Below are 20,039 nucleotides of genomic sequence, written 5' to 3' on the forward strand. Positions count from 1 at the left end.
TCGAATCTTGAGAAGCTCCACAATGTTTACAGTAGGGTAAATATTTGTAAGTAATATTGTGGCAAATTTGACATTCAACATATTGATAATAACCGCAGTGGGGACAGTAGTGATCATCGGGTTTAATTTTCCTGGCACAATTGATGCATAGTAATTTTTTGACTCTGCTAGCTGCCTGGAGTTTAGTATTAAAAACAATTTTTTGAAAAAACTTTATAATTCCAAAGCCAATCAAGGGAATCAGCAAGATATAAACATAACTGACCAGGAAAAGTAACCTACCGAAAATTTCAATAATTATATCAAATATAAATTGAAAGATAGCGCCAACTTGAAGGAACTCAAAGAGTCTAACAATTAGCGGTATAAAAAATATTACCAGCAAATGCCAGCTAATCAGCGCAATCAGTCCATATCCTCTGCGTTGAGTAAATTTATGAACTGATAGGGCGATGAAAATCAACGGCAGAAGAAAGAGGGATTGAAAAGCAAATTGGATACTTGGATACCAGAAAGATGCCTGTTGATGTTTTTTGCGGATTGTATTAAATTTATTCTCATCCTTAATAAAATCTAGCAAACTAACACTTTCCGGTCTGGCAAGCAGTTCATTTTTAATATTATCAATTTCCTGTTGAAGTCTGGAAATATTACGATTATTTCGTTCTAACTCTTGTTTGGCTTGTTCAGCACTGACTTGATTAATTGATCGCTCACGAGATTGACCGGCAATTTTTTCTAAGAGTGTGGAATCATATTGTTCACGAATGGTGTTATTAGATCTTCTAAGGCTACTTATTTTTGATTGTTTCTGGTTAATAGTTCTTTCAGTTTGCTGGTTTTGAGGATTTTTAATCTTATCTTTATAGTCGGCATAGTTCAAACAGGTTGTAAAAACTTGACCCAGATGTCCTTCTTCAGCTTGTTGATAGGATTTTTTAAAACTAGTTGCTCCCAATGAACGGCTAATAATGTTATAGTCTTTATCTTGATCAGTTTGTCTACGGTAATTGTTCCACTCGTAATAACATGGATAAGTTTGAGCAGGACTCATAGGCCATCTGCTAATATCATTCAGTCCTACAAACACATTGATTAAGATAAAAATATCAATCCAACAATGACAATCAAACTCACTTTGTTCAGTGGTTCGTTGCTGAGTGTCCTTGATTTACTAAAAAACTTACTAAAAAATTGACTCAAAAGACGGGATATTCTGGCCATCATATTCAGAAGTGTTGACAGGAGTTTTTTTAATAAACCAATTAATAACTGTTATCAAAAATTAGAGGACTTTTATAAGTATAAAAGTTGCTAAAAATATACCATCCAAAACTCACGGAGTGATTGCTCCAAGTGGTTTGCGGTAAACCACTACAATTCCGCTAGTGGCTACCAATGCTAAGGCTGATGGCACCAGAGGTACCCATACTCCTAGAGTAAATAGACCAAAGCATAGGAGATATAAAACCCCTGTCGCTGTGATGGTAGCGAGTCCCCAATACAGTATTCGACCACAGTGCCAAGCAATAGTACTACCAATGATTGACCAACCCCAAACCCAGAACAGGTCTCCCCAGGGCGACCACACCGATAATAATGGACGCTCACCGAGGCCAGCACTGATCATCTGACTGACCATCTGAGCCTGAAGAATTACCCCTGGCATTTCTTGGTATGGCCACTGAAGGGCACTGTAGGGGGTAGGATGGTAATCCTTGGCAATCTTTGCAGTTATTCCGATCAGAACTATTTTGTTTTTGACCCACTCTGGTTTGACCTTACCCTCTAGCAGCTCTGTGACAGTGACTCGTCGGGCGACAGTTTCCCGGTAATTGAGTAACACCTGGAACCCCCGATAATCACGATTGTGGTAACCCCCGGCATTAGCTGACAACTCTCTTAAGACACTCTTACCCAAGCGTATTTTATTCATAGCAATGGTTTTTGCCTTGATTCCGTCTTGGGCTAAGTAATGCAATGCGACCCTAGCACTGAAGGAGTGGTCGGTGGCACAGGGGTCATCGTGGTAGGGATGCATAAATACAAGATGCCTACGGATAATGCCATCAGGGTCAGCCATGATATTGCTAAAACCAAGGCGGGATTCTGGTACCCCAGAGGGAGGTTTGATGCCTGAGTTTTCGGGGTTGTTAGCTACCCTAGCGCTACAAAGGGCAATGAATTTCTGATTTTGCTGTAACTGACGGCTCAATGCCTGGTGACCAGGTTCTCTAGGACGTTCGCGAAAGATATCTAAGCCAATCACTCGGGGTTGATTAGACTCTAGCTTGTCTAGGACTTCGGCTAGGGTTTGATCTGGGAGGGGATAGCCATAGCGGTTGATCTCGGCATCTTTGGCTTCAACCACCAGCAAACGGGAGTCTACCCCTGGATTAGGTCGCAGCCGCATCAGCTGGTCAAATGCCTTTAGTTCCCAAAGCTGAAGTATTCCCAGCTGCCGGATCACCATGACTAAAATGGTCACAACTACACTGAGGATCAGAGCCGATTGGACCAGGTGGCGCTGGTGATTGCCACGCAACTGTTGCCAGGTTGGGGGTATGGTCGCAGGATTTTGACAAATCACTGGCAACCAACTGGCACAGGGACATTGATCTTCCAAACCTTGCAGTTTTTTCCGGGCTTCTTGCACTGCTAGATACAAGGATTTACCACTAGCAAAAGCTTTGATAAAATATTGCAAAAACTGCTGTGCTACGAGATCCGGTACGGGCTCCCGCATAATAATCATGTGGGGAATGTGCAGCTGTTCTAGCTCATTGGCTAATCCTAAGCCATCACAGGAATTAAAAATTGCTAGGGACAACCCCCTTTCTATGGATTTTTTGAGGGCTTCTCTGAGTTCGTCAATGGTTAAGCTATCGGTCTGATTGATATGAATCCGACCTCTTTCTGCCTCGGTTTCACTATGACCTGCAAAAAACAAAATATCCCAAGGTTGCTCCCACAGGGTTTCGTTGAGCTTCTGCCGTGGTGGTTCTACTAGAAAGGTAATGTCTGCAAAGGGTAAATTCTCTAATAATTGTCGGTCTTGTTGGATATTAATCCCTTCGCTATTGCCCAGAATTGCTAGAATTCTAACGTTGTGTCGATCACGGCTGTGGTGCGATTTGCTTGGTTGTTGATACTCTGGAGTACTTAGGGCAATTTCTGCTTGGTGGTAACGCTCTAAAAATTCCCACTGATGCCAAGGAAGCTGCCTGAGCTGGGGATTTTTAGTACGAATCAGCACCCGGACTTCTTCGGTAATGCCCACTTTCTCTAGCCACTTTTCCCGCAGCGGACTAAATAACTCTGACTTGAGCCAGCGATTTAAGCGATCGCATAATCCCTGACTGTGGTTGTTGATGGAACCACCGATTGCCACTCGTTTAATTTTAATTTCTCGCAAAGAGCTCCCCAGACTGCGATAGCTTGACCGCCATTCGTGATAGTGGGTGACGATGTTAGGGGCTGCAGGCAATCTGCCAGTAAGTTCTGTTTCGGGACGTTCGCCTTCTGAGCCAATTTCCAGAGTGACTCGAAAACCTTCCTCAAAATCCCCATCCAGCTTAAGAGTTACTAGCTTTGCCATTGGCTTAGTTTTTTAACAGTTGACGGTTGACGGTTGACTGTCAACCGTCAAAAATCAGTATTTTGTCTGATATTATTCCTAGTTATAGCGCGTACTGAATAGGGAACAGCGGATTTGGGAACAGCGAATTTGGGAATTCAGATCACAAACTCTTCGATCACACTGGCATTATCCAGAGCAACCTTGACACTGAAACGGTCTCCGGGTTCGCAAGTAAAATCCAATTGAATCGCTTGATCCTCGTTTCTGGCTTGGGCATTGATCAGCATTTCTTGCTCCTCATCTAGCAAGAGCAACTGGAGATTGGGGGGTAGATAGGTTTGACCATTGATGGGATTGAGTTGTAGCAGAACATTCAGGGTTGTTTCGGATTCTGGGGTCAGTGCTACAACCAGAGCCACCCCTTGATTAGGTTTGCCCCATTCAATCTGTTTACATCGCTTAATGGTCTCAGACTTGGTTCTAAAGGCGAAAGCTAGCTGAGGACCATTGTTACCTAAAAGGGTTTCCAAACTCTGCCAACCTGCTTCAAAGATATGCTCCAACCATTGACTTAGTTGTGTCATCGGTTGGAATTGATCGAGGTAGGCTGGTAAATCTTTTAGCGTACGCAATTGGTGGATGACTAATTCACCGGTTTCCGAGGTTGGGGAAAATCCCAACAGCGTGGCTTCAGTATGGTCTTGATCAATCTCAACGACTACATAGCCAATCCGGTTAAATCTAACCTCCTGGGGAATGGGACAAGTCAAATCACCGGTTTTGACAGGCCGACATTCCAAGCGCCCCAAACCGGTTACCCTCAGGTCAGCCACATTTTCAGCCAAGCGCACTACTGAATTCCAGCTATCCCCCGAACTTAGGTCAGTGGGAATACCCAGGATCCGTAAATAGTTATTCACCGCACACACTGCCAGGGTGTTGAGATAGACTTGTTCAGCCTTTTGCTTGCTGGGTTGGTAGTGAGCAAACTGCTGGGCTATATCTAGTGCGGACTGGGTAATCGGCATGGGGATTGACCAATCTGCTAGCATGTTGGCGTTGTGTATCATGATTCTTTTTTCCTAGGTTGGGGTTTTGTGGTGCTTTTCGAGCTACCAGTCTTTGAATCTTCTATATATCCCTCGCATACACCGAATTTTCGCAACAGGGGTAAGCATTTACGGTTATAGAATTTGGGCAAATCTTTAGCTTCTGGTGGGGTTAGTTTAAATTCTGCTGCAATGGTTTTCCAAGGCTGATCCGGAGGGAGTCGCCGCTCGATTAGGACTTGGGCATTAATCTCAGGGCGTTTCCTAAAGCAAGTCTGACGTAATACTCCGTCTGGGTCTTTTTTAACCCAATCCAAGGTTTTTTGCCATATTTTCATAACTGGCTGTAGATCAGGAGCAGCTGCTACCCTATCTACAGGGTCAATAGTTTTACCTTCCTCTGTGCTTAGGCCAGTAATTTGCCGCTTCTGTTGCCTATAGCCAGCATCTCGAAATCGTCTCAGTCGCTTTTTTAGTTCATCGTCGAGCCAAGTAATCACACCTTTGATAGTCGGGTCATACTCTTCAGGATGCCCACAGCAATATTCCCACATCTCTTGGAGAGCATCATTATAATATGAGGTATATTCTTTCCAAAGCTTGCCGGATTTCATCACTAGTAAATGTATCTCGCTCAGTTTTTGCCGACGTTCCAGACTTAATGGTGGATGATTACATGCTTGAGCAATCAGCTGACGGAGTATTCGATCTAGATTTTTCATCGGTAATGTCCCTGTTGTAAATGCGATCGCTTTTAGCAGCTCCTACGGAGCATCCCTTAGCGTGACCTACGGTCAATCGCGTTTAGTACGCATTAGTCTATCGATAGCGCTGATCACGTTAGTTGTTAGTAGTTTGTTTGTTTTTGGTAGATGCTTACACTAACCACTAACCTCTACTCCCCATGAAAAGCGCTACAAAGGGCAGCCCGAAGACTGGACTCAGTATTGACCATCCCTAGACATCTTAGGCATCAATGTTGGGGAATGGCAAAAGTCACCCAGTATGTATTTACACGAGTGATTGGGGGGTTTTTCGCAAAAAACCCCAAAAAAAATTTTTTGTCCGATTTTTTGCGAAAACCCTGGTTGAGAGGTGCTGTAACAAATGACTAAGCCAAGTGTGATTCAACAGGTGCGACAATCACGCGAATTTAATTCTTAATGGGTCAAAAGCACCATTACATTTCAAATCAAATCCAGTTAGTGGGTCAACAGACCATGTATACTCTCACCAACACTCTAGAAAAATCCGCTCCTCAGGTGCAACAGTTAGACAATGGTCTACTGCAAGGAGTACTAGAAGGTTTTATTGACGGTGTTTTAATTCTGAATACACAAGGAGAGTTGGTTCATAGCAATCAAACCGCTCGTATTTTTTGTGAGGAACTGACACCGAACAGCAAACATCTTAAGGTGGTGCCTCAAGAAATCTGGCGTGTCTGCCAAGCCTTGAAAGACAGTGATGAATTCTATCCCCATCAATCTGTAATTATAGATTCAGAGATTACGACGAGTAACTCCATAACGTTTCGGATTCGGGCTAGATGGCTCAACCTGAGAATATCTGAGCAGCCTTATATTTTAGTTACCCTCGAAGACCAACGTCAATCCATTCATAGTATAGCCCTAGCTGAAGTTCAGAAATATGGCTTAACTGCCCGTGAGGCAGACGTCTGGTTACTGCGTCGAGTCAATTACTCTTACAAAGAGATTGCTGCGGAACTGTTTGTTACTCTCAATACCGTGAAGAAGCACATGAAAAATATTCGTGCCAAGCAGCAAATGGCAATGATGATGGAAGAAATGGCTGCTTAGGGGCATAATTAGCAATTTGGAAGACAGACATTCTTGGTGATGTGGGCATTTAGCGATCGCAATCCACCAATAAGAAAACATTTTTATTTAGTCATTTTTACTTAGTCATTAGTGATTGGTAAGATCAGTAATCCCTGATGGCTGATACCACCTCAACTAGCGGCGTGGCACAGGCTTCGAGGCTGGGACGAACGCCCATAAGCTGAATGCTTACCTTACTACTGCCTACTACAGCTGACAAAATGCCCTGGGCAGGGGCATTTTTTTGTAGAGCGCGATCGCACTCTTAGGTTTACAAATGAGATGTAAACCTAAGAGGTATTTTTTTATTGTCAAATAACACTCCGAATCTCTTTACCATCTTGCCTTTTGCCTCTTGTCCGCAAGCCAATTTCTGCAAGACTTGTGTTTACAAATCATATAAAAAACGCTTATTCCGGTTGTCATAGTAATCGGTTAAACAAGATTGTTTCCCTGTTGCCTGTTGCCTGTTGCCTGTTGCTTGTTGCCTGTTGCCTGTGGCCTGTGGCCTGTTGCCTATTGCCTGTTGCCTACTCCCTATTCCCTATTCCCTATTCCCTACAGATTTTGCCCCAAAAAATTTTTTCTGATTGTTTTGCGAAAAGTTGGGTTCACAGGCGCTGTAACAAGTAGCCAATAAAATGGTGATAATCCTCTCCTGTTTTAGTTTTTTGATTAACTTTTGGGACACTGTCCCAGGTTAATAGGAAACGGTTACGCCCCATATGGGGCGTTTTTTTTTAGCTGGATCCCAACCGTTCAATCAGTTACCCACTTTGCCAATTCATCTAGGGTAACTTTCAGCAGGTCACACAATACCTTGAGCTGATTTGGGTACAGTTTCGGGATATGCCTGCCCGCTTCCCAATTTTGCACCGTGGTCACAGTTACGCCCAATTCATGAGCGATTTCCCGCTGGGTGATATTTAGGGATTCTCGTCTTTTTTTAAGGTTTTCCCCTAAATTAGTCATTACTGTCCTATTTAAAAGTTAACATAATTAAGTTGAATGAGTTATAGGTTACCCCCTAATCTCACTAGAGACTATCTTACTTGACACTCCCCGGTCATTAGACGCGGGGATTCTTTGTTCAGCGATCCATCTTGCTCAACCAGATTCGCCGTAGGCGACGCTTCGCGAACGCGAACGGAACCAGGAAAAGTAGAGGATAGATCTCCCAAAGCGTTTTGGTTTAACACCAAGGTTCCGGTGTGCCCCACCGTACCTAAGGCTCGTTTGAGGATGTTGATTGCGGCATTGTGTTCGCGTAGCGTCGGCTTCGCCGAATCTCTATCTAATTGACATCCACACTTACAGACGTGGGTTCTAGTCGATAAAGATTTTTTCACTTCCTCGCCACAGTTAGAACAGTTCTGACTAGTGTAAGCAGGATTAACTGCAACAGTTATCTTTCCGAACTTAGCCCCAAAGTGTTCTATCCATTTCCTCAATTGATACCAACCAGCATCATTAATAGACTTAGCGATACAATGATTTTTTACCAGATTTCTTACCCTCAAGTCTTCATAGGCGACCAGGTCGTTAGACCGGACTACGCAACGTGCAAGTCCCTTTGCATGTTCTATGCGCTTCGCGCAGGCTACGCCAACACGCTGCCTACTTATTTTAAGGTGTGTCCTAGCAAGTTTATTAATCGCTTTCTTTCGGTTAGCAGAGCCTTTATTTTTCCTGGAAACTCGACGTTGATAGAATTTTAGGCGCTTTTCTCCTTTTCTATAAAATCGAGGATTGGGTACAGTATTGCCATTGGAGTCAGTGTAAAAATACTTTAGTCCAACGTCCAGGCCAATAGTGCTTCCTGTTGCTGGAACAGACTCATTAATATCGATCTGAATGCAAAACTGAACATAGTACCCATCTGCTCGACGGACTATCCTGACTCTCTTGATCAGCTTTTTGTCAAAGCGCCATAAGTCCCACGTACCCTTGATCTTGAGTTTTCCTATTCCTTTTTTGTCACTAAAAATGATTGACTTTTTGTCTGGGCATAACTTCCATCCAGTAGTCTTGTATTCCACTGAGTGACAATGCTTTTTGAATCTAGGAAATCCTTTCTTACCAGGAATTTTATTTTTGCAGTTTTCATAGAAACGGGCAATTGATGACCAAGCTCGTTCAGCACTAGCTTGCCGAGCCATAGAGTTCAATTCATTGGCAAACGGAAATTGTTTAGCTAAAACCGTGCAATATTTGTTCATATCTAACTTTCCAAGACCTTTATTGTCCATCCAATAGCGAATACAGCTATTGCGAACAAACTTAGCTGTTCTAATCGCTTCGTTTATTGCTAAATATTGCTTTTGTTTTCCGTATGCTTTGAACTCTAATACAATCATTATTATCGACCTTTAACTACTACTTTAGTATACAACATTTAGCGTAACATTACGGAATTTTATAAATAGTTTTTTCTCACGGCGGCTAAAGCCGCAAAAGCGCCTTCATCCTGGAGACGAAACCTTAAAGAGTGGAGGCTTATTATACCAAATCCTGTTGCCATACCCCCCTTATCTGCATAGCCCTAGATTTCTGGCATAAACTGGGATAAAAAGATTTGGTCGATTTTTATAAAGGGGTTTTGACAACCAGATTTAGTATTACAAAGACTTGAAACTTTGACCCATAACCTATCGACCATAAACGCTCCACTCTTTTACGGTAATTTCAGACCCCGCTCGCTTTGTGACGGGGTTTTCGGCTTTGGGGAATTTTATAAGCTGGTCTTCATTTGAATTCCATGGTTCTGACAGCAGGGGAGCAGGGGAGCAGGGGAGCAGGGGAGAGGGTTTAACGTTTTTTTTTCTAGATGAAATCGATCTGTAGCGGTAATTTCCAGAATTAGTATCGCGCTGATCATACTTATCAGGTACATTCAATGGTTCCATCGGCCACTCCCGAATCGTAAGCATTCAGCTATCAGCTATAAGCTCTCAGCTATCAGCTCTCAGCTCTCAGCTTTGAGCTTTTCAATAAAACAAGTAAGCCTTCGTTTAATCTTTTTTACGTCAGCTGTTAGCGCAGCGTGAGCCTTTAGCTCACGGCTGACGGCTGATGGCTGACAGCTGAATGCTTACCCCGAATCCGATTAACCCAAGACAAAAGTACCTTACCGAATTTATCACTGCTATAGGACAAAAACCATTAGTCAAAATTTGCCAACCTGGCAACAAACCCAGTTGGGATTTGGTTTTGATAGAAACTAAAGATACAAAAAACAACAAAAAATAGTCCTAATTAAGATAGGAAAATTATTATATCGGCAAAACTTGTAGAGTTTTTGTTGACAAAAATTTATTTATAAAATTCATCAATTAATTAAGACCTATCATGGAAGATATCAAAACTATTTCCCAAGAGGAACTAGACGAACTACAAGAAGTTCCCTCATCACTGCTCATTACTAACGACGAAAGCAGCCAAACTTCAAGACTTCTCATTACTAACGACGAAAGCAGTAAAAGTTCAACTACGACTCTTCAAATCACCTCAACACAGATCTCAGGGGTAGTTTCCGAGTCCTATTCCGATGAATTGTCGAAACGTTTATCTATATTTCCAAACCCCTTTAACCTTATTCTCGGTACTCCCAGTTCTGAGTTTTTGCGTGGCACTAACTATAACGATATTATTTTAGGTCGCGGGGGCAATGACATTATTCTTGGTCTCGGTGGCAATGACTTTCTGTTTGGAGACGATGGAAATGATGTTGTTGTCGGTGGCTCTGGTAACGATTTTGTATCTGGTGGCAATGGTAAAGACTTTCTATTTGGTGGTTCCGGTAACGATAGGCTGGATGGTGGGAATGGTAATGATTTTCTGTCTGGGGGAACTGGATATAACCTCTTCATCGGCAGTACAGGCAATGACACTCTCAACGGACAAGATGGCAGAGATACGGTAGATTATACTGGTCTGGGTCGAGCCATTACCCTTTTACCCACGGGAATAGTTAACAAAAATGGTCTTGGCAAGGATGAACTAATCCGAGTAGAGACTATTATTGGCGATCGCAATCAAGCTAACACCATTGATGCCTCTTCTGCTGGTACTGGTGCTTCTGTCAACGTTGATTTGCAACAGGAAAAGTTACAAATTAATGTTGTCGGTGGTTCCATTCTCAACCGCACTGTAAGGAACTTTATTAATGTCAAAGGTACCGAACTCAACGACACTATTGCTGGTAATAGACTAAGTAACAAACTTAGCGGTGGCGGTGGTAATGATGTCATTAGTGGTAGCGCTGGTAAAGATGTCATCGATGGTGGCTCTGGAAAAGATACAGTGGATTACACTGGTCTAGGTAGAGCGATTACTGTTTTACCAACTGGAATCGTTGATAAAGGGGGTTTGGGCAAAGATCAGCTGATTGGGGTTGAGAAAGTCATTGGGGATGCAGGTCAGGTTAATACTATCGATGCTTCTTCTGCTGGTACTACTGCGTCTGTGAATGTAGATCTGCAAAAGGAAACTTTACAAGTTAATATTGTTGGTGATGGCACTCTGAATTTCGCTGTCGAAAACTTTGTCAATGTCAAAGGTACTGGACGCAACGATACCATTGTTGGTGACAACCAAAATAATCAACTTACTGGTGGCGCAGGGAGTGACGACATTGTTGGTGGTGGTGGCAAAGATACCATCGTAGGTGTAGATCCCAACAGTTTGAGTCCAGGAGTCAACGAGATTGATATCTTAACTGGAGGCGCTGGTGCTGATACGTTTGTGATCGGAGATAGCAAGAATACTTACTATGAAGGGGGAGGATTCTTGGGTCTAAATGACTACGCTCTAATTACCGATTTCGAATCCGGTACGGATAAAATCCAACTCAAAAAAGACAACTATCTGTTTGGACGAAACTTTATTGCTGTGCGCAAAGGCTTCTACTATGATGATTTGAGTAGTGTTGCTTCAGCTGAAACCATTGTTGACAAGCTATCTGAAGGTGTTATTAAAGACTCTGGCTCAAGTCTCGGTGCTGACACCACTGGTGATAGCTTCGAGTCCAGTCGGATACTTCCTAGTTTTAATCTGGATATCATTGCTATCGTTTCCGACGGATATAGTCAATCTGATCTCCACTTTGTGTAATCTCAAGTTTGGTTAATTACATCCGAAATAGTTGCTAGATTTTTGGTAATTTAGTAATTAGTAATAGGTCATTATAAAGTATCAATTACCTATTACTAATTACTAAATTTTTTGCCAATTTGGCGTGACAAATCAATCACAAAGCCAATTTGGCGTTACAAGGGTTGTCTTGATGGGATTTCATCGAAATACCATAAATCGCTAAGGAAAATATTATGGCCACAGTTCAACAGGCAATCCTTAAAAACCAACCATCAGCAAAAGACAAACTAGACTTAATACCCGACGCTATTAAAAATCAACAGGTAACAGAAGTCAAGTCCAGCAATGCTCCAGCTTTGACTAATTCAACTGCCCTGAGTGCTATAGGCGGCTTGAGCGGTGCAGAAAAGTCAGCTGTAGAAGGGTCAATATTAGCACCAGTGTCCTCAATCACAGGAATATCCTCAAGCGCAGCCCCAATCGCAGCAGAGTCATTCTCAACAGGTATCACAACAAAACCTTCTATCCAGCCCACTACATCGTCTAGTCTGACTAGCCGACCGTTTTTCCCATTCTTCTTCCCTAAGTTCATTATCGGTACTCCCCGTAGTGACCTTCTGGTTGGTACTGGCTCCACTGATATTGTTCTTGGTCTCGGTGGAGATGATCTAATCTTTGGACTTGGGGGTAACGACATACTCTTGGGCAATGATGGCCATGACGTCATGTTTGGTGGCTTTGGTGACGACAGGATGTTTGGTGGTCGTGGAAACGATTATGTGTTTGGCGACTTCGGAAATGACACCATATTTGGGGACAGTGGCAATGATGTCTTGTTTGGTGATGCTGGTAAAGATACAGTTAATTACTCTACCTTGGGTACAGCAATTACCCTCTTACCTAGGGGTATAATTGACAAAGGCCGTTTTGGTCGGGATGAGCTTGTCGATGTTGAGAAAATTGTTGCAACTCCAGGTAAAGCCAATACCATTGATGCTTCCTCTGCTCGCTCTGGTGCTTCTATTAACGTGAATCTGCAAAAGCAAAGCTTGCAGGTCAATCTTGCTGGCGGTTCTACCTTGAATTTCACTGTCCAGAACTTTGTTAATGTCAAAGGTGCCGCCCTCAATGACAATATTACTGGAGATAATAAAAATAACCAACTTACCGGTGGTGCAGGAAGTGACGAGATCACTGGTGCTGGTGGTAAGGACACTTTAGTTGGTGTTGATCCATCTAGTTTTAAACCAGGAACAAAGGAGATTGATATCCTGACTGGAGGTTCTGGTCGCGATAAGTTTGTTCTAGGAGATTCCAGAAATGTTTACTATCAAGGTGGTGGAATCTTTGGGTTAAACGACTACGCTTTCATTGAGGATTTCAGAAGTGGTCAGGACAAATTCCAACTCAAACGAGGCAACTATGTGTTTGGACGGAACTTTATCGCTGTACAGAAAGGCTTCATCTTTAATAAGTTTGACAGTGTTGCTGCAGGAGCAGCTCGAAGCAGTGAACCCAATGTGGCTCAGGTTGAGAATGCTGTTGACAACATAATCAAGGGTAATAATCCCGATCTTTCTAAGGTGACTACTGGTGTTGGTGCTCAAATCAGTTCTGCTGCTTGGCCAACAGACAATGATAGCAGCTCTTCTCGATTGATTGCTCCTGTTCAACTTGACATCATCGCTATCACAGAGAATCGGTATAACTTCAGTGATATCGACTTTGTTTAAGGTTTAAGTAATTAACCGTAGGGTGGGCAGTGACTAGCAACGCCATGAACAAGGTTGGTGAATCGGTGTGATCCACTTCCCACCTGAGATCAACCTGCTGGTCAGGGAAATAGTGATTAACCCTAGGGTGGGCAGTGACTAGCAACGCCATGAACAAGGTTGGTGAATCGGTGTGATCCACTTCCCACCTGAGATCAACCTGCTGGTCAGGGAAATAGTGATTAACCCTAGGGTGGGCAGTGACTAGCAACGCCATGAACAAGGTTGGTGAATCGGTGTGATCCACTGCCCACCTGAGATCAACCTGCTGGTCAGGGCAAGAGCCTAAAGTGCGATCGCCTCCATCGTTTTTTGATGAGTTTTTTTACTAAGCATACAACAAGCAAGCATACAGCTGCTAGTCACTTGACTCTTGAGTTGATGATTATTAGCCAATGCCTCGATAATTTTTTTGTCAATATCTGATTTAATAGCCGTTTTTTGATCGATAATCTTGCTATAAAATTGGTGTCTCATACCTGTCGAGTAATTCTGACCTCTAATATCGCTAGCAAGAAACTCTCCAATTCCTCCCCCCAGTTCCCTGACTACATCTATTTCACTGTCTGCCACTTGCGAAGCCAGCGCCACTGCTCTCGCATATAACGGTAAAGCAATAGACAAACCTGCGCCAGTAGCAGCAATGAATGTAGCGAGAATATAGATTAGAACCAGAGCAACAATATATCCGACTAGGACATCTATAATAGCACCGATTACCGGCACAATAATTACAACAATTGCGCCGACAATTTCTGATGAGGATAAAATTTCTACAAGTCTCTCAACATCCAGCTCATAGTCTACATTACCAACTCGAATAAAGGTAACATTTTTTTCATTAAAAACTAGTTTTTTAGCAGTATTATTGTTTGAAATTTTTTTTTCTAAAATAGGTTTGATAGCATTGTCAAGCTCATGAGCAATTGACTTTACCCAATCCTTGACACAGGTTTCAACGATATCCTCTGCAGGACTTTCTTTCCCAGGACTTACTTTTAAAGTATTTCGAACCTTTAATTTTATCGTTTCTGCCAAGGTGCTCAGATATATATAATCTCTATTTTTCCACTCTTTAATTTCAGTAAATACTATTTCATTGACTATAAAAAATGCCAAGGACTCACTCAAAGCCCGGAGCAATTTAGGATATCTATTATAGATTAGAGCCTGTGTTTGGCGTTGCACCAAAGCATTACCGTCTTCATAACTTGCTTGAAATTGATATCCAAGGCTATGTTCCATCTCAATCTCCTCAAATTTAATTGTGAGTTTCTACATGACAAACTGGGTTGGGTTTACCTTATTAAAGTTATCACCTACAATACTCAATGATATAAAATTGAAACAAATCTTGATGTTTGGATGAAATGCTTATGCTCTGAGGAGATACTAACTAATTAATTAGCCAATATACCAAATAGAATTTTTGATCGGTTTTGGAATTTTATTAATCAAATTTAACCGTTGATGAAGTAATTACTTGAGAGACAGTTAAGATGCCGAAATATAGAAATTATCAATTGGGTGAGGATGGGGAGATCGGGCGGGAGATGGGGAGATCGGGCGGGAGATGGGGAGATGGGGCGGGAGATGGGGAGATGGGGAGATGGGGAGATGGGGAGAATTATTCCGATTTTCCGGTTCTGAGGACTCCCGACTCCCGACTCCCGACTCCGGACTCCCGACTCCCGACTGAAGTGTGGGATGAGTAATTTTTTTGGCTGGTAATCTTGACTATATAGTCAAAATTGTGCTAGGTTAAAACTATGGTTGGAAGAAAGCTAGAGTTCGACCGGGAAGAAGCCCTAGAAAAAGCTATGGACTTGTTCTGGTCTAAAGGCTATAATGCTACCGGGCTCAATGACCTGCTGAAGCACATGGGCATCCAACGCCAAAGCCTGTACAACACCTTTGGTAGTAAACATGCTCTGTTTTTGGAGGCAGTACAGCACTATGGACAAACCGTAGTCAGCTGCATTGAGCAACAGTTGAATCAACCGGGCTCTCCCTTAGAAAACATCCGTAATCTAATCAGAGGATTGGCTTCTGAGGCTATCTGTCCCAAATATCGTGGGTGTATGATGGCCAATACTATGATGGAGTTGGCTCCCCATGACCCAGCAGTGGCTAAGATGGTTCAGTGCCTAACCTGGCAGGTGGACAAAGCCTTGGAGCGGACATTGGAAAGGGCTGTGGCAGCTCAGGAGTTGCCAAGGGAGGCTAATCCACGTCAACTTGCTCGCTTTCTGCATCATGTTATATTGGGGTTCAATGTCCGAGGTAAAATACATCCAAGTTGTTCTTATCTAGATGACATTCTGGAGGTAGCTTTGTCTGTACTCGAATAATCGGTTCAGAGGTAGCAAAATTTTTTTTGCCCATTTTTTGACTATTCAGTCAAAAAATACCGTGATTTGAGCCGATCACCCCTGCTTAAGTCTGGAAATAATTCTCAAAGGCTCAGGAAGTCATAGTCATTCAGGAGACATCTAAATGTTACAACCTATTACCTTTACTGGAAGCGAAGACATCAGTAGCAAATCCCAAACCGTTGATGTACCAACAAACCCCGCTGCACCATCTGATGCTTCTTCTAGGTCTACTACTTCCTCTTTTGCTTTTGGTTGGTGGCAAACCCTTTGGGCAGATATCGACGTTATTTTCACACGAGACCCAGCTGCCCGAAATTGGATAGAAGTACTCTTTTGCTATCCTGGTTTGCATGCTTTAATGCTACATCGAGTTGGTAACTGGTTGTATTCTCGTGAGTTTCCCTTCTTGCCTCGGTTTTTGTCCCATCTGGGGCGGTGGCTAACGGGGATTGAAATTCATCCAGGGGCAACCATTGGCAAAGGTGTATTTATCGACCACGGTATGGGAGTAGTTATTGGTGAAACGGCTATCGTGGGTGACTATTGCTTAATTTACCAGAATGTAACTCTGGGGGGAACGGGCAAAGATAAAGGTAAGCGTCACCCTACCTTAGGTGACAATGTGGTGGTGGGTGCTGGAGCCAGTGTTTTAGGCAACATCCGAATTGGCGATCGCTCTCGCATTGGGGCTGGCTCAGTTGTACTGAAAGATGTGCCCGATAACTCCACGATAGTGGGCATTCCAGGTCGGATTGTTTCACGAAAAAGTCAACCCGATCCTCTGGCACACCACAAACTGCCAGATGTAGAGGCAAAGGTAATTCGGACATTGATAGACCGCATTGCTACTTTGGAACAACAGGTGCAGGATTTGAAGGAGCGCGAACACACAGCAATTCATTAGACTTCGCGGCAGTTGTCGGGAACAGGGAACAGCGATGCAGCGCGGTCTATTAAGTAATGGGTAATGGGTAATTGGTAATTGACCCAACTATACTTGATATCATCCTTAAGAGCAAGGAGACTCCCGTTATACCCGTAGGGTTAGCGGGAGACGGGGCTTATAAAGTGCGGACGCAGGTTCCACACACAGCCCGGAGACGAAACCTTAAAATAAGGTTTGAAGTTACCGTAAGGAGAGTGGAGCCGCGAATCTTACAGTTTTAACCCTTTTACGCATAACCGACTAACCATAAAGGCTCCACTCTCCTAAGGTTTCGTCTCTGGCCTTAATCATGGAGGCGCGCTTTCCGTGATGGCGAACGCGCCCCGCGTGACCTACGGTCAAGGGATTGCTCGCCATCACGGGTCGCACCTCTTTTATGCATAGCCGACTAACCATAAAGGCTGCCCCAGCGAGGGATTGCTCGCTGGGGCAACTTCTGACCCTCAGGAATTGCTTCCACATGTCCAGTTGACATCTCACATTTAATAGTTTAGAATGTGATAATGACTGAAAAAGCTTACCGATATCGTTGTTACCCAACACCTGAACAGGAGACTCTGTTGAGGAGAACTCTGGGCTGTGTAAGACTTGTTTACAACAAAGCTCTAGATGCTAGAACTAAAGGGTGGTACGAACGTCAGGAAAGAATAAGCTACAAAGAAACCTCTTCAATTTTGACAGGTTGGAAAAAAGAAGAGGATTTATTTTTTCTGAATGAAGTAAGTTCTGTTCCACTCCAACAGGGATTAAGACATCTTCAAACAGCTTTTAATAATTTCTTTGCAGGTCGTACTAAGTATCCAAACTTTAAGAAAAAGCGTAATGGTGGTAATGCGGAATTCACCAAATCCGCATTTAAATGGAGAAATGGCCAGATCTATCTGGCTAAATGCCTTGAACCTTTGCCTATTCGTTGGAGTCGTCAGTTACCGGAAAACTGTAATCCGAGTACCGTTACAGTTAGCTTAGATCCGTCTAATCGTTGGCATATATCAATTAGGTTTGATGACCATAGAGACTTGAGATTGCCTTCCACTGATAAGCAAGTTGGCTTTGATCTGGGAATTACAAGTCTAATTACAACTAGTGACGGTGATAAAATTACCAACCCCAAACATTTTAAAAAGCTCAAGAAAAAACTAGCTAAATACCAAAAGGCTTTGTCGCGGAAACAAAAAGGGTCTAACAATCGGTACAAAGCCAGGTTAAAGGTAGCCAGGATCCACGCAAAAATCAAAGATGCTAGAAGGGATTTTACTCACAAGCTAACCACTCGACTGGTCAAAGAAAACCAATTGATTGCATTTGAGGATTTAGCTGTGAAAAATCTGGTAAAAAACCCTAAGCTAGCTCAGGTGATTAGTGATGCTAACTGGGCAGAAATAATTCGTCAGATCAAATACAAAGCAGAATGGTACAACCGTCAAGCTGTATCAATTGATAGGTGGTTTCCCAGTAGCAAACTTTGCTCTGTATGCTTGAATCGTGTTGAGTCTTTATCCCTGAGTATTCGGGAATGGGATTGTCCATCTTGCCATACTCACCATGATCGCGATATCAATGCATCAATTAATATTTTGGCGGCAGGGCTTGCCGTGTCAGTCTGTGGAGCGACCATAAGACCTGTTCCCGTAGCGTCGCCTACGGCGAAAGAGAGTAAGTCTCGGAGGGCTGGTGCATTGAAGCAGAAACCTAAGTCGTGAGTCTTAGGAATCCCCCGCTATAATCGCCAGATTTAGCGGCGGGAGGATGTCAACCGAGGATACTACAAGCCAGGGGGGCTTCTGGTGCAGCCTTGAGGCAAGCGTTGCTAACTTTGCAACCGGAAATTTATGGCTCGATTGCTGACCCACAGAAAGTGGAATTGAATGGTCTCGTTTATGTTATCGATCGCTTACCCTGCGGCATGGAAATGTGTCGTTTTGTGAAACTGGTAGCAGCAGAAGGGTATATTCAGAAGACCTTGAAGTCCAGCATCGAGCTTTTTCTTACTTAAGTACTCTTTTAGGACGCACCTTTGAAGAAACCAAACACGCTTACCATCGCCTGGCTCAGGGCAGCTCTGATAATAATGGTCTATTTGATATTATTTATTGGCTGGGTCGAGTGGCCATGGAAGAGGTCCAATCCCAACGCGATCGCAAAATTACTTTCAGTTCCACACTGCGGGAGCGGATTGGACATCATATCCACGGGGCGCAGTGGGCAACTGATATTAAAAGCTTTGTGTTAGAAAACAACTTATGGGAGCGCCCACTCCATATTATTAGTGCGAATTTGCATAGCGTGATGAATTGCTTATTTGCGCCATCAGCACTTAAACACACCTTGGGAGAAGACAAAAAAATTGAGGACATTGCCCGTGAGTTAAGTTTGCCAGAAAACGCCCACCTAAACCAAAAGGTTAGGGAGTTTGCCTTGCAAAATGGGATGTTTTATCTAGCCGATAGAGCTGGGACAAATATCCACGTGCAAATTTTTGATACTGCTATGTTCCCCCTCCCTTTGCTATCTCCTGAGTTACCCATTAATCATAACATAATTGAACAAGAAAAGCCAGTTCTATTGGTAATGGATTATGCCTTTGGGGAACAAGCGTTTGAGATTATGGATGAATTACTCAAACCTTATCAAACCGGTGGGCAATCCCAAAAACTTAATGTTAAATCGATTTCGGTAATGGGAAAAGCGGGAATATTGGTGGGACACAAGGGAGATTTAATGCTACCAACGGCACACATTTTTGAGGGAACAGCCGATAATTATCCTTTTGTTAATGAGCTAACTAGTGAGGATTTTCAAGATGATGGCATTCCCATTTATGAAGGAGCGTTGGTGACAGTAATGGGAACCTCTTTGCAAAACTCTGATATTTTAGCTTACTTCAAAAGTTCATCCTGGAATGTAATTGGCTTGGAGATGGAAGGGGCACACTTACAAAAGGCAATTCAAGCTGCTTCTATGATCCGAAAAAGTATCGATGATAAGGTAAAGCTGCGTTATGCTTACTATGCTTCTGATAACCCCTTGTTGAGTGGCAGCACCTTAGCTTCCGGGGGATTGGAACAGGTGTTAAGCCCACCTATTTAATCACTATGAAATTTCTTCAGAAAATCCTGGGATAGGTAATCGGTAATGGCTCAGAAGTGTTGAATTTGGGAACGGGGAACAGGGAACAGGGAACAGGGGGTTTCCCCCACTCGCTATTGCATCAAGACAGTGAGATGAACCCATAACGGTTCTGATACTAATGGGATACACAAGATTGTTTCCCTGTTGCCTGTTGCCTTTTGCCTTTTGCCTGTTGCCTTTTGCCTGTTCCCTACTCCCTACTCCCTACTCCCTATTCCCTGGGCGCAGCGCTATAATAATTAGTTAATCGGAG

General features: G+C 43.2%; 20 protein-coding genes. 11 read left to right on the plus strand and 9 right to left on the minus strand.

Annotated features, from left to right (window positions below):
• The 4 genes from F6J99_RS00005 to F6J99_RS00020 all read right to left on the minus strand — a co-directional run.
• Positions 1-1,054 (minus strand): hypothetical protein (locus tag F6J99_RS00005; RefSeq protein WP_293111103.1); only part of this gene is annotated, 1,054 nt, incomplete at its 3' end.
• Positions 1,055-1,336: 282 nt separating this feature from the next.
• Positions 1,337-3,598: a CHASE2 domain-containing protein gene (locus F6J99_RS00010; protein WP_293111105.1), complete on the minus strand. Its 2,262-nt coding sequence runs from the start codon at positions 3,596-3,598 to the stop codon at positions 1,337-1,339.
• A gap of 137 nt (positions 3,599-3,735) precedes the next feature.
• Entirely contained in the window at positions 3,736-4,650 is a 915-nt protein-coding gene (locus tag F6J99_RS00015; protein ID WP_070391616.1) for a DUF1822 family protein, read from the minus strand.
• Positions 4,647-5,351 carry a sigma-70 family RNA polymerase sigma factor gene (locus F6J99_RS00020; protein ID WP_293111108.1) on the minus strand — a complete coding sequence of 235 codons (705 nt, stop codon included), beginning with the start codon at positions 5,349-5,351 and terminating at the stop codon, positions 4,647-4,649. Before F6J99_RS00020 ends, F6J99_RS00015 begins: the two co-directional genes overlap by 4 nt.
• A 498-nt stretch (positions 5,352-5,849) precedes the next feature.
• Between F6J99_RS00020 and F6J99_RS00025 the strand changes: the two genes are divergently transcribed.
• Positions 5,850-6,446, plus strand: a complete 597-nt coding sequence (locus F6J99_RS00025; RefSeq protein WP_293111110.1) for a helix-turn-helix transcriptional regulator — start codon at positions 5,850-5,852, stop codon at positions 6,444-6,446.
• Between the two features lie 405 nt (positions 6,447-6,851).
• Entirely contained in the window at positions 6,852-7,100 is a 249-nt protein-coding gene (locus F6J99_RS00030) for a hypothetical protein (RefSeq protein WP_293111112.1), read from the plus strand.
• Positions 7,101-7,226: 126 nt separating this feature from the next.
• Here F6J99_RS00030 and F6J99_RS00035 read toward each other — a convergent pair whose 3' ends face one another.
• The 3 genes from F6J99_RS00035 to F6J99_RS00045 all read right to left on the minus strand — a co-directional run bounded on the left by F6J99_RS00035 (position 7,227) and on the right by F6J99_RS00045 (position 9,397).
• Positions 7,227-7,439, minus strand: coding sequence for a helix-turn-helix transcriptional regulator (locus F6J99_RS00035; protein WP_070391614.1), 213 nt, complete (start codon positions 7,437-7,439; stop codon positions 7,227-7,229).
• 71 nt (positions 7,440-7,510) lie between these two features.
• A complete protein-coding gene (locus tag F6J99_RS00040) occupies positions 7,511-8,824 on the minus strand; it encodes a transposase (protein WP_293111114.1) in 1,314 nt (437 codons plus the stop codon).
• Between the two features lie 291 nt (positions 8,825-9,115).
• The gene (locus F6J99_RS00045; RefSeq protein WP_293111116.1) at positions 9,116-9,397 is read right to left on the minus strand and encodes a hypothetical protein; all 282 of its coding nucleotides are present in this window, start codon (positions 9,395-9,397) and stop codon (positions 9,116-9,118) included.
• A 418-nt stretch (positions 9,398-9,815) separates the two neighbouring features.
• Here F6J99_RS00045 and F6J99_RS00050 point away from each other — a divergent pair, with 418 nt between their 5' ends.
• Positions 9,816-11,579 (plus strand): calcium-binding protein, encoded by a 1,764-nt coding sequence (locus F6J99_RS00050; RefSeq protein ID WP_293111118.1) that lies wholly within the window; start codon positions 9,816-9,818, stop codon positions 11,577-11,579.
• Positions 11,580-11,794: 215 nt separating this feature from the next.
• Positions 11,795-13,294: a calcium-binding protein gene (locus tag F6J99_RS00055; RefSeq protein WP_293111120.1), complete on the plus strand. Its 1,500-nt coding sequence runs from the start codon at positions 11,795-11,797 to the stop codon at positions 13,292-13,294.
• Here the strand turns inward: F6J99_RS00055 and F6J99_RS00060 are convergent.
• Positions 13,272-13,580 (minus strand): hypothetical protein, encoded by a 309-nt coding sequence (locus F6J99_RS00060; protein ID WP_293111122.1) that lies wholly within the window; start codon positions 13,578-13,580, stop codon positions 13,272-13,274. The genes F6J99_RS00055 and F6J99_RS00060 overlap by 23 nt on opposite strands.
• A gap of 38 nt (positions 13,581-13,618) precedes the next feature.
• Entirely contained in the window at positions 13,619-14,578 is a 960-nt protein-coding gene (locus tag F6J99_RS00065) for a hypothetical protein (RefSeq protein WP_293111124.1), read from the minus strand.
• A 254-nt stretch (positions 14,579-14,832) separates the two neighbouring features.
• Here F6J99_RS00065 and F6J99_RS00070 point away from each other — a divergent pair, with 254 nt between their 5' ends.
• From F6J99_RS00070 to F6J99_RS00100, 7 genes are all read left to right on the plus strand, one after another.
• Entirely contained in the window at positions 14,833-15,048 is a 216-nt protein-coding gene (locus tag F6J99_RS00070) for a hypothetical protein (RefSeq protein ID WP_293111126.1), read from the plus strand.
• Between the two features lie 54 nt (positions 15,049-15,102).
• Positions 15,103-15,684 (plus strand): TetR/AcrR family transcriptional regulator, encoded by a 582-nt coding sequence (locus F6J99_RS00075; RefSeq protein ID WP_293111128.1) that lies wholly within the window; start codon positions 15,103-15,105, stop codon positions 15,682-15,684.
• 301 nt (positions 15,685-15,985) lie between these two features.
• Positions 15,986-16,612, plus strand: coding sequence for a serine O-acetyltransferase (gene cysE, locus F6J99_RS00080; RefSeq protein ID WP_293111227.1), 627 nt, complete (start codon positions 15,986-15,988; stop codon positions 16,610-16,612).
• Between the two features lie 545 nt (positions 16,613-17,157).
• Positions 17,158-18,357 (plus strand): RNA-guided endonuclease TnpB family protein, encoded by a 1,200-nt coding sequence (locus F6J99_RS00085; RefSeq protein ID WP_293111130.1) that lies wholly within the window; start codon positions 17,158-17,160, stop codon positions 18,355-18,357.
• Positions 18,358-18,461: 104 nt separating this feature from the next.
• Positions 18,462-18,650 (plus strand): hypothetical protein, encoded by a 189-nt coding sequence (locus F6J99_RS00090; RefSeq protein ID WP_293111132.1) that lies wholly within the window; start codon positions 18,462-18,464, stop codon positions 18,648-18,650.
• 110 nt (positions 18,651-18,760) lie between these two features.
• Positions 18,761-19,744, plus strand: a complete 984-nt coding sequence (locus F6J99_RS00095; RefSeq protein WP_293111134.1) for a hypothetical protein — start codon at positions 18,761-18,763, stop codon at positions 19,742-19,744.
• A gap of 160 nt (positions 19,745-19,904) precedes the next feature.
• The gene (locus F6J99_RS00100) at positions 19,905-20,033 is read left to right on the plus strand and encodes a hypothetical protein (protein ID WP_293111136.1); all 129 of its coding nucleotides are present in this window, start codon (positions 19,905-19,907) and stop codon (positions 20,031-20,033) included.
• Positions 20,034-20,039: the final 6 nt, after the last annotated feature.

This window comes from Moorena sp. SIO4G3, assembly GCF_010692305.1.
Classification (GTDB): Bacteria; Cyanobacteriota; Cyanobacteriia; order Cyanobacteriales; family Coleofasciculaceae; genus Moorena; species Moorena producens_A.

Coding starts and splice junctions, on each gene's coding strand:
- F6J99_RS00100 (WP_293111136.1), top strand. CDS start 19,905: ATGGGATACACAAGATTGTTTCCCTGTTGCCTGTTGCCTTTTGCCTTT.
- F6J99_RS00065 (WP_293111124.1), bottom strand. CDS start 14,578: ATGGAACATAGCCTTGGATATCAATTTCAAGCAAGTTATGAAGACGGT.
- F6J99_RS00085 (WP_293111130.1), top strand. CDS start 17,158: ATGACTGAAAAAGCTTACCGATATCGTTGTTACCCAACACCTGAACAG.
- F6J99_RS00015 (WP_070391616.1), bottom strand. CDS start 4,650: ATGATACACAACGCCAACATGCTAGCAGATTGGTCAATCCCCATGCCG.
- F6J99_RS00035 (WP_070391614.1), bottom strand. CDS start 7,439: ATGACTAATTTAGGGGAAAACCTTAAAAAAAGACGAGAATCCCTAAAT.
- F6J99_RS00050 (WP_293111118.1), top strand. CDS start 9,816: ATGGAAGATATCAAAACTATTTCCCAAGAGGAACTAGACGAACTACAA.
- F6J99_RS00025 (WP_293111110.1), top strand. CDS start 5,850: ATGTATACTCTCACCAACACTCTAGAAAAATCCGCTCCTCAGGTGCAA.
- F6J99_RS00045 (WP_293111116.1), bottom strand. CDS start 9,397: ATGCTTACGATTCGGGAGTGGCCGATGGAACCATTGAATGTACCTGAT.
- F6J99_RS00070 (WP_293111126.1), top strand. CDS start 14,833: ATGCCGAAATATAGAAATTATCAATTGGGTGAGGATGGGGAGATCGGG.
- F6J99_RS00075 (WP_293111128.1), top strand. CDS start 15,103: ATGGTTGGAAGAAAGCTAGAGTTCGACCGGGAAGAAGCCCTAGAAAAA.
- F6J99_RS00040 (WP_293111114.1), bottom strand. CDS start 8,824: ATGATTGTATTAGAGTTCAAAGCATACGGAAAACAAAAGCAATATTTA.
- F6J99_RS00055 (WP_293111120.1), top strand. CDS start 11,795: ATGGCCACAGTTCAACAGGCAATCCTTAAAAACCAACCATCAGCAAAA.
- F6J99_RS00020 (WP_293111108.1), bottom strand. CDS start 5,351: ATGAAAAATCTAGATCGAATACTCCGTCAGCTGATTGCTCAAGCATGT.
- F6J99_RS00010 (WP_293111105.1), bottom strand. CDS start 3,598: ATGGCAAAGCTAGTAACTCTTAAGCTGGATGGGGATTTTGAGGAAGGT.